The 13,204-nt window shown below is 46.2% G+C and carries 10 protein-coding genes; 8 read left to right on the forward strand and 2 right to left on the reverse strand.

The window, feature by feature from the left end:
• Nucleotides 1-71 precede the first annotated feature (71 nt).
• The 3 genes from NX903_RS03080 to NX903_RS03090 are packed head-to-tail and all read left to right on the forward strand — an operon-like array spanning nucleotide 72 to nucleotide 3,153.
• The gene (locus NX903_RS03080) at nucleotides 72-1,814 is read left to right on the forward strand and encodes an adenine deaminase (protein ID WP_086343537.1); all 1,743 of its coding nucleotides are present in this window, start codon (nucleotides 72-74) and stop codon (nucleotides 1,812-1,814) included.
• Between the two features lie 26 nt (nucleotides 1,815-1,840).
• On the forward strand, nucleotides 1,841-2,836 hold the full coding sequence (locus NX903_RS03085; protein ID WP_069837340.1) for a DUF3048 domain-containing protein: 996 nt from the start codon (nucleotides 1,841-1,843) through the stop codon (nucleotides 2,834-2,836).
• 2 nt (nucleotides 2,837-2,838) lie between these two features.
• The gene (locus tag NX903_RS03090) at nucleotides 2,839-3,153 is read left to right on the forward strand and encodes a YerC/YecD family TrpR-related protein (RefSeq protein WP_003219429.1); all 315 of its coding nucleotides are present in this window, start codon (nucleotides 2,839-2,841) and stop codon (nucleotides 3,151-3,153) included.
• Between the two features lie 37 nt (nucleotides 3,154-3,190).
• On the opposite strand, the gene NX903_RS03095 is transcribed toward NX903_RS03090, so the two are convergent.
• On the reverse strand, nucleotides 3,191-4,768 hold the full coding sequence (locus NX903_RS03095; RefSeq protein ID WP_086343538.1) for an FMN-binding glutamate synthase family protein: 1,578 nt from the start codon (nucleotides 4,766-4,768) through the stop codon (nucleotides 3,191-3,193).
• Between the two features lie 262 nt (nucleotides 4,769-5,030).
• On the opposite strand from NX903_RS03095, the gene NX903_RS03100 reads away from it, so the two are divergent.
• The 5 genes from NX903_RS03100 (at nucleotide 5,031) to NX903_RS03120 (ending at nucleotide 12,405) form a co-directional block, all read left to right on the forward strand.
• Nucleotides 5,031-5,717, forward strand: a complete 687-nt coding sequence (locus NX903_RS03100) for a heptaprenylglyceryl phosphate synthase (protein WP_003233922.1) — start codon at nucleotides 5,031-5,033, stop codon at nucleotides 5,715-5,717.
• A 61-nt stretch (nucleotides 5,718-5,778) separates the two neighbouring features.
• Nucleotides 5,779-7,998 carry a DNA helicase PcrA gene (gene pcrA / locus NX903_RS03105; protein WP_015383008.1) on the forward strand — a complete coding sequence of 740 codons (2,220 nt, stop codon included), beginning with the start codon at nucleotides 5,779-5,781 and terminating at the stop codon, nucleotides 7,996-7,998.
• 23 nt (nucleotides 7,999-8,021) lie between these two features.
• A complete protein-coding gene (gene ligA / locus NX903_RS03110) occupies nucleotides 8,022-10,028 on the forward strand; it encodes an NAD-dependent DNA ligase LigA (RefSeq protein WP_024573222.1) in 2,007 nt (668 codons plus the stop codon).
• Between the two features lie 15 nt (nucleotides 10,029-10,043).
• Complete coding sequence (locus tag NX903_RS03115) at nucleotides 10,044-11,234, forward strand: CamS family sex pheromone protein (RefSeq protein ID WP_029946292.1); 1,191 nt, start codon at nucleotides 10,044-10,046, stop codon at nucleotides 11,232-11,234.
• Nucleotides 11,235-11,394: 160 nt separating this feature from the next.
• Nucleotides 11,395-12,405 (forward strand): phosphotransferase enzyme family protein, encoded by a 1,011-nt coding sequence (locus NX903_RS03120; RefSeq protein ID WP_086343539.1) that lies wholly within the window; start codon nucleotides 11,395-11,397, stop codon nucleotides 12,403-12,405.
• Between the two features lie 37 nt (nucleotides 12,406-12,442).
• Here NX903_RS03120 and NX903_RS03125 read toward each other — a convergent pair whose 3' ends face one another.
• Nucleotides 12,443-13,141 (reverse strand): MgtC/SapB family protein, encoded by a 699-nt coding sequence (locus NX903_RS03125; protein WP_010886431.1) that lies wholly within the window; start codon nucleotides 13,139-13,141, stop codon nucleotides 12,443-12,445.
• Nucleotides 13,142-13,204: the final 63 nt, after the last annotated feature.

A 13,204-nucleotide genomic window follows, 5' to 3' on the forward strand; every position in this document is an offset into this window, starting at 1 on the left:
ACGTTTTTATCGTGCGTGATGAGGAAGGATGTGATACCATGAGTCTAATACATGTAAAGGAGAGTATGTGAATGTCCGAACGCACCTTTAACTGGAAAAACAAAGACATCAGGGCACAGGTTGATGTTGTAGACTCAAAGCTGCTTCCAACGCTCCTTTTACGGAATGCTCTCGTCTTAAATCCATATGTAAAACAATGGCTGAAAAAAAACATTTGGATTTATCAGGACCGCATTGTTTATGTGGGTCATGAACTTCCGGATAGAGCCGAAGAAATTCATACGATTGATTGTGAAGGAAAATACATTGTGCCAGGTTATATTGAACCGCACGCACATCCTTTTCAAATATATAATCCCCAAACACTGGCGGAATATGTGTCTCAATATGGAACAACGACATTCGTGAATGATAACTTATTTTTGCTTTTGCAAAGCGGAAAAAAGAAAGCGCTTACGATTTTGAATGAACTCAAAAAGCAGCCTGTCCAGTATTTTTGGTGGTCACGCTATGACCTCCAGACCGAGGTTCTGAACGAGGACCACGTCCTTCCATTTGACGTCAGAAAACAGTGGATTGAACATCCGGATGTGATTCAAGGCGGAGAAATGACCGGATGGCCTCGCCTGGTAGATGGTGATGATTTAATGCTCCACTGCATGCAAGCTACAAAGAAACAGAGAAAACGCATTGAAGGGCATTTTCCCGGCGCTTCTGATAAAACGCTTACAAAAATGAAGCTGTTCGGTGCGGATTGTGATCATGAAGCGATGACAGGTGATGAAGTGATGAGAAGGCTGGAACTGGGCTATTATGTTTCCCTTCGGAACTCTTCCATTCGCCCTGATGTAAGAAAAATCTTGCAAGAACTGCATGAGAAGGGCTTCCGCTATTATGACCACTTCTTTTACACGACAGATGGCGCAACCCCGAATTTCTATAAAGGCGGCATGACAAACGAGCTGATTCGCATCGCGTTAGAAGAAGGCGTACCTGCAATCGACGCCTACAATATGGCATCATTTAATATCGCAAAGTATTACCAAATGGATGATTATTTAGGAGTTGTCGGACCGGGTAGACTGGCATCGCTCAACATACTGGAAGATCTGTTAAATCCGAATCCCGTGACTGTTCTGTCAAAAGGGACTATTCTGCGTGAAGACGGCTGTGATTTGAAGGCGTTTACAAAGACGGACTGGCACAAAGGCGGTCTTGTCCCGCTTGAGCTTTCATATGATATGACGATGGATGACTTGCAGTTTTCTATGCCGATGGGCGTGAAAATGCGGAATGCGGTTATTATGGAGCCATATATGATTGAGATCGACAATTCGATGGAACAGCTCTCGTTTGACCATGATGAAAGTTATTTGTTGATGCTCGACAGACACGGGAAATGGCGCGTCAATACGATGATAAAAGGGTTTGCCTCAAGCGTGCAGGGATTTGTAAGCTCCTTTACGACGACGGGCGACATTGTCGCGATTGGAAAAAATAAAGCAGATATGCTGCTCGCTTTCGCCCGCATGAAAGAAATCGGAGGAGGAATTGTTTTAGCGGAGAACGGAAACATTCTGCATGAAATCCCGCTTGCGCTGTGCGGCTGCGCCTCTTCGGAAGCGTATGAAGACGTGCTTGAGAAGGAACAAAAGCTGAGAGATCTTTTGACTGAAAGAGGCTATGAGTTTTGCGATCCTATCTATACGCTGCTCTTTTTGCAAAGTACGCACCTTCCGTATATACGTATTACGCCAAGAGGAATCTTCGACGTCATGAAAAAAACTGTACTCTTTCCATCGATAATGCGTTAAAATATAAAAGAGCAGGGAGCCGACATATGAAAAAATGGATGACAGTTTGCGCGCTGTGTTTCGTGTTTTTTCTGCTGGTATCCTGCCAGCAGAAGGATGCTGTCCCGGATACTGCAAAGAAGCTGAAAGCTCCTTTAACGGGGCTAAAGACTGAACAGAAGGTGACTGAACGCCGGCCTGTTGCTGTTGTGGTGAACAATCACCCGAAGGCGAGGCCGCAGTCGGGTCTGTCTAAAGCCGACATTGTCATAGAAGCGCTAGCCGAAGGGCAAATCACAAGATTTCTGGCCATTTTCCAAAGCCAGATGCCTGAAACTGTCGGACCTGTGCGGAGCGCGCGGGAATATTTCGTCACTCTCAGCAATGGCTTTGACAGCATATTTGTCCATCACGGCTGGAGTCCCGGCGCCAAAGAGCAGCTGGAATCCGGAGCTGCCGATTATATGAACGGATTGGATTTTGACGGAAGCTTATTTTGGAGAGCTGATTTCAGCAAACCGCCCCACAATTCCTATACGTCTTATGATTACATAAAAAAGGCGGCGGAACAAAAAGGTTATAAGCTGAAGCAGGAAACAAATCCGCTGCTGTTTCAAACATCAGATGCAAAACCTGCAAATGAATCTTACAATGTTCGGGTAGATTATGGAACAAAAAACGTTACAAATCTTGTCGAATACAACTATGATAAAAAAGCTGAATCTTATACAAGAAGCTCTGATGGTGTCATAACGACAGACCGGGAAACCGGAAAGCCGGTTGCAATGCAAAATATTTTCATTGTTGAAGCCAGCCATCATATTATTGATCAAGATGGAAGGCGGGACATCGACTTGGAATCAGGGGGAAAAGGTCTGTTGTTTCAGCACGGAAACGTCATTGAAACAGACTGGAAACAAGTGAATGGCAGAATTGTGCCGGTAAAAGACGGCAAGTGGCTTCCGTTTGTGCCAGGAAAGACTTGGATCAATATCGTACCTGATCTTGATGCGGCTTCCATTAGTAAAGGAGAAGGTGTGTAACGATGCAAATCGATAAATTACGCGGCAAAGAGCTGGACCAGTTATTTAACTCGATCTTATCGCTGAAAGACCTGGAGGAATGTTACCGATTCTTCGATGATCTATGCACAATTAACGAAATTCAATCGCTGGCTCAGCGCCTTGAAGTGGCGCGCATGCTTCGCGAAGGAAACACGTATCATAAGATTGAAACAGAAACAGGCGCTTCCACGGCTACGATTTCCCGTGTGAAACGCTGCTTAAATTACGGAAATGACGCTTATGAAATGGCGCTTGACCGTGTGAAGGAAACGGAAACTGAGTCTTCTTCAAAATAACATAGAACCGCCCTGCCGTTCGGCAAGGGCGGTTTCTTTATGAAACAAATTGATGGATCAGGTTGTCGATATCGATGAGACTGCCATCCTCTTTCCGATAGACAACATGCTCCTTGGAAAAATGAATCGGCGAATTGATCCCTGCTGCGGCTGCAAGGTTAAACAGCCCCTCGCGCAGGGAAATAACGTAGTTGCAGACACGATGCTGTTTTTCCTCAACGCTCAACGCTTTTTGCAATTTCGGATCTGTCGTCGCCACACCTGCCGGACAGGTGTTGGTGTGGCAGACGAGAGCGCGGATGCAGCCAACGGAAAACATCATGCCGCGTGCGATGTTGACAAAGTCAGCGCCGAGGGCTAAGGCGACCGCGATTTTATCAGGAGTCAGGAGCTTTCCGGAAGCAAAGATTTTCAGCTGGCTGCGCAAGCCGTACTGTTTAAGAAGCGTGTCAACAATAGGCAGCGCTGTCATAATTGGAAGGCCGACTGTATCCGCGAGCTCGTAAAAGGAAGCTCCGGTACCGCCTTCACTTCCGTCGATCGTGATAAAATCCGGATGCTTTCCGCTTTTCTGCATATAAGAGAAAAGCTCATGCAATTCTTCAGGATGCCCTGCGACCAGTTTGATGCCGACTGGCTTTTGTCCGACATCTCTAAGTTTTTCAATAAAGTCGAGCATTTCAGGAGGGTTCGAGAATTCATAAAAGCGGTTCGGGCTGTCAATCGACTTTCCAGGTTCGACATTCCGAATGTCTGCCACTTCCTCTGATACTTTGGCGCCGTCCACATGGCCGCCGCGGGTTTTCGCTCCTTGTGCCAGCTTTAGCTCAAACGCTTTAATCTGGTCAATCCAGCTTTTTCTTTTAAATTCCTCCCACGAAAATTCCCCGTTTCTTTTGCGTACGCCGAATAGGCCCGGTCCGATTTGGCAAATGATATCGGCGCCGCCCTTTAAGTGATACTCAGACAATCCTCCTTCACCTGTATTCATCCAGGTTCCGCCTGCCTGATGAAGCCCTTTTGAGAGCGCCGTAACAGCCCGTTCTCCAAGAGAACCGTAGCTCATGGCTGACTGGCCGACTAAGCCCTTCACATAAAATGGCTTCTCGCATGTATGCTCGCCAATCACCTGCACATCATCAGGATGGAGAAAGTACGGGTCTGCCTTGATATGTTCGGCATGCTCCTTGCGTTTGAACAGATTGTCAGCATCCATTTTATAGATTTGGGTTTCAATTTTTGGCGTTTGATTTACATGCATTTCTTCCCTTTGTTTTGGAAACATAGCGTTACGGATATAATAGCCAGGTTTATCAAAATCTCTTACAGATCCAAAGCCCATCATTCTGCTTTTGTATTTGCCGGAGATGACGGTTTGCTCATATTCCTTTCGAGAAAAAGGCTGCTCCTCATTGTCATTGCTGTATAAATACTGCCTCAGCTCCGGCCCGATTTTTTCAAGGATATACCGAAACCTTCCGATGACGGGATAGTTGCGAAGAATTGAGTGCTCCTGCTGTTTTTCATCCTTTATGTAGATCCAGGCAAACAAGACGATCGGGATAGCGATGATCCCAATGATAAATGCGATGAGTGCTATTATGATGGTTTCCATCTCTCAGCCTCCCTTTTTATGTAACCATTTCCACAGTAGAACACTTTCCAAACAATAGCAGAAGGAATCTGGTGAAAATGTGTGCTTCTGCCGGTACAGGACTCACCATGCAGGTCTGCCTCCTGCTCTCTTTTTTTATGAAAAAAGAATCAAAACACCTTTTTCAGTGAATAACGAGATTAACGGCTTTTTCCGTTTTTCCGCGCTATGTGAATTTGTTATAATGTTTAAATGGTAACAAACGAATGGAGGAACGTATGACGTGTACGATGTAACTGAGTGGAAGCATGTCTTTAAACTCGATCCAAATAAAGATTTGCCTGACGAACAGCTGGAGATTCTTTGCGAATCAGGAACGGATGCGGTCATTATCGGAGGCAGTGATGGTGTGACAGAGGATAATGTCCTGCGGATGATGTCTAAGGTAAGACGGTTTCTGGTGCCGTGTGTCCTTGAGGTATCAGCGATTGAAGCGATCGTTCCCGGCTTTGACTTATATTTTATTCCGAGTGTATTAAACAGCAAAAACGCGGATTGGATTGTCGGAATGCACCAGAAAGCCATGAAGGAATACGGAGAACTGATGTCTATGGAAGAAATCGTGGCGGAGGGCTACTGCATCGCAAATCCAGATTGCAAAGCCGCGGCACTGACTGAAGCGGACGCCGATCTGAATATGGATGATATTGTAGCCTATGCGCGTGTGTCGGAGCTGCTGCAACTGCCGATTTTTTATTTAGAATACAGCGGCGTGCTTGGAGACATAGAAGCTGTCAAGAAAACGAAGGCTGTATTGGAAACGTCAACCTTGTTTTATGGCGGCGGCATCAAGGATGCGGAAACGGCCAAGCAGTACGCAGAGCATGCGGACGTGATCGTTGTAGGCAATGCGGTGTATGAAGATTTTGACAGGGCTTTGAAAACAGTAGCGGCTGTGAAAGGCGAGTAGTAAATTGTACGGATTTGGTTTATGATAGAACATATGTTTTGTATAGGCGGGTGAACAAATTTTGAATTATATTAGCAATCAATTACTAAGCGGTTTAAACCCCGTTCAGCAGGAAGCAGTCAAAACAACGGACGGGCCTCTTTTGCTGATGGCGGGAGCGGGAAGCGGAAAGACGCGTGTCCTGACCCATAGAATTGCTTATTTAATGGCAGAAAAGCATGTGGCGCCGTGGAACATTCTGGCGATCACATTTACAAATAAAGCGGCACGCGAAATGAAAGAACGTGTGGAAAGCATCCTTGGACCCGGCGCGGACGATATCTGGATTTCCACATTCCACAGCATGTGCGTGCGGATCTTGCGCAGAGATATCGACCGGATCGGGATCAACCGAAATTTCTCCATTCTTGATACGGCGGACCAGCTTTCAGTGATCAAGGGGATTTTGAAGGAGCGCAATCTTGATCCGAAGAAGTTTGACCCGAGAAGCATCCTCGGCACGATCAGCAGTGCAAAAAACGAATTGACCGAACCGGAGGAATTCTCTAAAGTTGCTGGCGGCTACTACGATCAGGTGGTCAGCGATGTATATGCTGATTATCAGAAGAAGCTATTGAAAAACCAGTCGCTCGATTTTGACGATTTGATTATGACGACGATTAAACTGTTTGACCGAGTGCCGGAAGTGCTTGAATTTTATCAGCGCAAATTCCAGTACATTCACGTTGATGAGTATCAGGATACGAACAGGGCGCAATACATGCTCGTTAAGCAGCTTGCCGAGCGTTTCCAGAACCTTTGCGTTGTGGGGGATTCTGATCAGTCAATCTACAGATGGCGCGGCGCGGATATCACCAACATCCTTTCATTTGAAAAAGATTATCCGAATGCAAGCGTGATTTTGCTAGAACAAAACTATCGTTCAACGAAACGGATTTTGCGCGCGGCAAACGAGGTCATTAAAAACAACTCTAACCGCAAACCGAAAAATTTGTGGACGGAAAACGATGAAGGCATCAAAATTTCCTATTATCGCGGTGATAATGAGTTCGGTGAAGGACAGTTTGTGGCCGGCAAAATTCATCAGCTTCACAGCTCAGGCAAGCGGAAGCTGTCTGATATCGCCATTTTATACCGGACAAACGCGCAGTCCCGTGTGATTGAGGAAACGCTTCTCAAAGCGGGTTTGAACTATAACATTGTCGGCGGCACAAAGTTCTATGACAGAAAAGAAATTAAAGACATTCTTGCGTACCTGCGCCTCGTATCCAATCCGGATGACGATATCAGTTTCACGCGCATTGTCAATGTGCCGAAGCGCGGAGTCGGCGCGACATCACTTGAAAAAATCGCTTCGTATGCGGCCATAAACGGTTTGTCATTTTTCCAAGCGATTCAGCAGGTTGATTTTATCGGCGTCAGTGCCAAAGCGGCAAACGCGCTTGACAGCTTTAGACAGATGATTGAAAACCTGACCAATATGCAGGATTACTTATCCATTACAGAGCTGACAGAAGAAATTCTTGATAAGACGGAATACAGAGAAATGCTGAAGGCTGAGAAATCGATCGAAGCCCAAAGCCGTTTAGAAAATATCGACGAGTTCCTGTCTGTTACGAAAAACTTTGAACAGAAAAGTGAAGACAAGACACTCGTTGCGTTCCTGACAGACTTGGCGTTAATCGCAGATATTGATCAGCTCGATCAGAAGGAGGAAGAGTCAGGCGGCAAGGATGCGATCACGCTGATGACACTGCACGCCGCGAAAGGACTGGAGTTCCCGGTTGTTTTCTTGATGGGGCTTGAAGAAGGGGTCTTCCCGCACAGCCGTTCACTCATGGAGGAAGCGGAAATGGAAGAAGAACGCCGCCTTGCGTACGTTGGGATTACAAGGGCGGAACAGGAGCTTTATCTGACCAATGCTAAAATGCGCACCTTGTTTGGCCGGACAAATATGAACCCGGAATCTCGCTTCATTGCTGAAATACCGGATGATTTATTGGAAAACCTAAATGAGAAAAAAGAAACAAGAGCGACGTCTGCGAGAAAAATGCAGCCGAGACGCGGCCCTGTTTCACGCCCGGTATCCTACGCCAGCAAAACAGGCGGCGACACCTTGAACTGGGCAGTCGGAGATAAGGCGGGCCATAAAAAATGGGGAACAGGAACTGTCGTCAGCGTAAAAGGCGAAGGAGAAGGGACGGAGCTCGATATTGCCTTCCCGAGCCCTGTCGGCGTGAAACGCCTGTTAGCAGCATTTGCTCCTATTGAAAAGCAGTAATTGAAGAGGAAAGGAAGAAGCAGATGGACAAAGAAACAGCGAAGCAGCGGGCAGAAGAACTGCGCCGCACCATCAACAAGTATAGCTATGAATATTACACCTTAGATGAACCGAGCGTCCCAGATGCCGAATACGACAGATTGATGCAGGAGCTGATTGCGATCGAGGATGAGCACCCAGACCTCAGAACGCCTGACTCTCCTACGCAGCGCGTCGGCGGAGCCGTGCTTGAAGCGTTTCAAAAAGTCACCCACGGCACACCGATGCTCAGTCTGGGCAACGCCTTTAATGCTGATGATCTTCGTGATTTCGACCGCCGTGTGCGCCAAGCCGTCGGTGACGATGTGGCGTATAATGTGGAGCTGAAAATAGACGGTCTTGCTGTTTCTCTCCGTTATGAAGACGGCTATTTTGTCAGAGGAGCCACCCGGGGTGACGGAACGACGGGAGAGGATATCACGGAGAATCTGAAGACGATTCGCAATATCCCCCTCAAAATGAACCGTGAGCTGTCGATCGAAGTGCGCGGCGAGGCGTATATGCCGAAGCGTTCGTTTGAAGCACTCAATGAGGAACGGATTAAAAATGAGGAAGAACCGTTCGCTAATCCGCGAAATGCCGCGGCCGGATCACTCAGGCAGCTCGATCCGAAAATTGCAGCGAAACGAAACCTCGATATCTTCGTCTACAGTATAGCGGAGCTTGACGAGATGGGTGTAGAGACGCAAAGCCAAGGGCTTGATTTTCTCGACGAACTCGGATTTAAAACGAATCAGGAACGAAAAAAATGCGGCAGCATAGAAGAAGTCATAGTGCTGGTCGATGAGTTTCAGGCGAAGCGCGCTGACCTGCCGTATGAAATAGACGGCATTGTCATTAAAGTCGATTCTCTCGATCAACAGGAGGAGCTCGGTTTTACGGCGAAAAGCCCGCGCTGGGCCATCGCGTATAAGTTTCCTGCTGAAGAGGTCGTGACGAAGCTTCTCGATATCGAATTAAATGTCGGCAGAACGGGTGTGATCACGCCGACCGCGATTCTTGAGCCGGTAAAAGTTGCCGGCACAACGGTCTCAAGAGCATCCCTTCATAACGAAGATTTAATTAAAGAGAAGGACATTCGGATTTTGGATAAGGTTGTCGTCAAAAAAGCGGGCGATATCATCCCGGAAGTTGTGAATGTCCTCGTTGAACAGCGCACAGGAGAAGAAAAGGAATTCAGCATGCCGACGGAATGTCCTGAATGCGGCAGTGAGCTCGTCCGGATCGAAGGAGAAGTGGCGCTTCGCTGCATTAATCCTGAATGTCCGGCGCAAATCCGGGAAGGGCTGATCCATTTCGTTTCCCGCAATGCCATGAACATTGACGGGCTCGGCGAACGAGTGATCACACAGCTGTTTGAGGAAAACCTTGTCCGCAATGTAGCAGATTTATATAAGCTGACGAAGGAACGAGTCATCCAGCTCGAGCGCATGGGTGAAAAGTCCACTGAAAACCTGATCAGCTCCATCCAAAAATCAAAAGAAAATTCGTTAGAGCGCCTGCTGTTTGGGCTTGGCATCCGTTTTATCGGATCAAAGGCCGCAAAGACGCTTGCCATGCATTTTGAAAGCTTGGAGAACCTGAAAAAAGCCTCTAAAGAGGAACTTCTCGCGGTAGATGAAATCGGTGAAAAAATGGCTGATGCTGTGATCACCTATTTTCATAAAGAAGAAATGCTTGAACTCTTGAATGAACTTCAGGAGCTGGGCGTAAACACGCTCTATAAAGGCCCGAAAAAAGTAAAAGCAGAGGACAGCGACTCTTACTTTGCCGGTAAAACAATTGTTCTGACAGGAAAGCTGGAAGAGCTGTCAAGAAACGAAGCCAAAGCGCAAATCGAAGCGCTGGGCGGAAAGCTGACTGGAAGCGTCAGCAAAAACACAGACTTAGTCATCGCCGGAGAAGCGGCGGGAAGCAAGCTGACAAAAGCACAAGAGCTGAACATTGAAGTGTGGAATGAAGAACAGTTAATGGGAGAGCTAAAGAAATAAGAGGAGTGTTTTCTATTGAAAAAGACGTTGGCATTGGCGGCAACGGCGGCAGTATTAATGCTGTCTGCCTGCTCGTCAGGTTTCGGGGGGGAGAAGGAGGAAGAGATTACGCAAAAGACGGCGAAATCGTCAGAAAAAGCGATTGTCCCGAAATATAATATCTCTGACTCCTATTACAAAATGGTGCTGCCGTTTAAGGCAGGCAAAGCGCGCGGCTTAACAACGGAACAGCTGAACACTAGGCTGGACATTGACGAGTTTGAAACAGGGCTGATGCGTCTTGCCCAAGATTCTTTCTCGACTGACGATTATCTGTTCCAGGAAGGACAATATTTAGATGAGGATACAGTATTAAGCTGGCTGGCACGGAAAAAAACGGGCTCTGATTTGAAAAAAGCCGAAAAAGAAGATAAAAACTTCAAAAATGAAGGCTTGAATCCAGCGCTCCCGAGCTCTGGTTCAACAGAAGAAAAGAACGAAAGCAGCCCGATTTATTTAGCATCCATGCTTGAGCACGATTATTTAGTCAGAAAAGACAAGAATTCTATCCAGCTTGGCGGCGTCATGATCGGACTGGCGTTAAACTCCGTGTATTACTATCGTGAAAAAACAGGCGATCCGCAAAAAGAAGTGGAGATTAGTGAAAGCACGCTTCGCAAACAGGGAGAAAAAATCGCGCAGGAGGTTATTAACCGCCTCCGTAAAAAAGATAATTTGAAGAATGTGCCGATTACCGTCGCGCTCTACAAGCAGGCGTCAAAAACATCGATTGTGCCGGGGAACTTCATCGCCAAAACAGAGGTCAAAGCAGGCTCTACTGATATCTCAAATTGGGATGACATCAATGAAAAATATGTATTCTATCCGGCGGATACAACCACAGCAGAAAAATACCCGGATGACACCGAGGTCTTTAAGCGGTTTAAAAATTCAATTGAAGAATATTTCCCGAACTATACAGGCGTTGTCGGTACAGCGCTGTATGATAATGATGAAATGAAGAAAATGAAGATTGACATACCAATGCAATTCTACGGAAAAAGTGAAGTTGTCGCGTTTACCCAGTTCTTAACGGGTGAAGTGATGGACTACTACTCTAAGAGCTCAGTTGATGTCGAAGTCAATATCACGTCCTCAGACGGACAGGAAGCGGTCATTATCCGCAATGCTGGAGATAAAGAGCCGACTGTTCACATTTATGACTGATAGAAAACCCTTGTGCCATATTGCACAAGGGTTTTTATGTTACAATTAACAGGAAAAGGGAAATTATTTTCGCTTCTGCCGAAACGCAAATCAAGGGGAGGTATGTTGATGCTGGAAATCGTGTGAAAACAATCATTATCAAACCTATAGCAATGAAAGGATGTTAGACGTGCATAAAGATATCAAAAAAATATTTCATGAAGAGCAGGTTTTGGCAGAAGCTGCAGCGAAATACGGTTTCTCAAAAGATCAGGTGCGTTTTCTGGCTGATGCGGAAAACTATGTATATGAATGTATGAAAGCCAATCAACCTTATATTTTAAAGATTACCCATACGATTCGAAGATCTTCTGATTATATAATGGGAGAGATGGAATGGCTCCGTCACCTTGCAATAGGGGGAATTTCAGTAGCCAAACCGCTCCCGTCGCTGAACGGAAAAGACGTAGAAGCAGTGCCGGACGGAAACGGCGGGTCATTTTTATTGAGAGTGTATGAGAAAGCGCCAGGGCAAAAAGTGGATGAATCGGACTGGAATGAAACGCTATTTTATGAGCTTGGCAGATACACAGGCAGCATGCACAGCCTGACAAAAAGTTACAAATTGAGCAATCCCTCTTTCAAAAGACAGGAATGGGATGAAGAGGAGCAATTAAAGCTGAGAAAATATGTGCCTGAAGATCAGATAAAGGTGTTTCAGCAAGCCGATTCTTTGATGAATGAACTGCGGAGGCTCCCGAAAAGCCAGGACAGCTACGGCTTGGTGCATGCGGATCTGCACCATGGCAATTTTAACTGGGATCATGGCAAAATCACGGCATTTGATTTTGATGATATCGGCTACAACTGGTTTGTTAACGATATTAGCATTCTTCTCTACAATGTCCTGTGGTATCCGGTTGTGCCATATGATGATAAAGCTGCGTTTACAGAAGAATTTATGACGCATTTTATGAAAGGGTACTGGGAGGAAAATGAGCTTGACCCTGCATGGCTGATGATAATACCTGATTTCCTCCGTCTTCGCCATATGCTGATTTACGGATTGCTGCATCAGATGTTTGACCTTAACACAATAGGAGAAGAAGAAAAAGAAATGCTGGCCGGTTTCAGAAGAGATATAGAGAATGGCACGCCGATTACAGCATTTGATTTTTCAGCACTGGTGTAGATAGAAAAAGCCAATGGGATTCCAGTCCCATTGGCTTTTATAATGTATCACACTTCACGCCGACTACGCCTTCAATGGCTTTAATGTCATAGTAGACGTCGGTCGTGTATCTGTTTTTATGGACGCGGACCTTCACTTCCATAATTGGAAAATCCTTTTCGCCTAGGTCGTCGATCCGAACGGAGTGTGCTTTGATATCTCTTCTTTTCATTTCTTTTAAAATCTCTGTCATTTTGTCTTTATCAGAAAGTGACATTCTGATGCGGATGTCTTTTTCCTGCAGGCGGTCGGGGCCGATTTTTCTGACCACCCATGGGAGAAATTCCACGCTGATCAGGATGAACAGAAGACTGGCAAACGCTTCTTTATAAAAACCGGCTCCCGTAGCAAGCCCGAGCCCCGCTGCCCCCCAGATCATGGCCGATGTCGTCAGGCCGGAAATGACATCATTGCTTTTTCGCAGGATGACACCGGCTCCGATAAACCCGACGCCGGAGATGATTTGTGCCGGCAGACGAAGCGGATCCATCATGATGCGGTAGTATTTAGGGAAATGATATGCCGCATTAATACTGACGATCGTCAGCATGCATGAGCTGACTGCGATGACAATACAGGTTTTTAATCCGAGCGGCTTATTTTTTAATTCGCGTTCAAGCCCGATGACCATGCCAATCAATGTGGCAATGCCCAATTTCAATAAAATATCAGGATCAATATACCAGCTCAACAGCAAACTTCCCCCTTCTCTATGGTGTTTTTAAATAAATATGATTTTCTCACAGTATTTATAGCAAAA

The organism is Bacillus sp. FSL R5-0576 (genome assembly GCF_038004765.1).
GTDB lineage: Bacteria > Bacillota > Bacilli > Bacillales > Bacillaceae > Bacillus > Bacillus subtilis.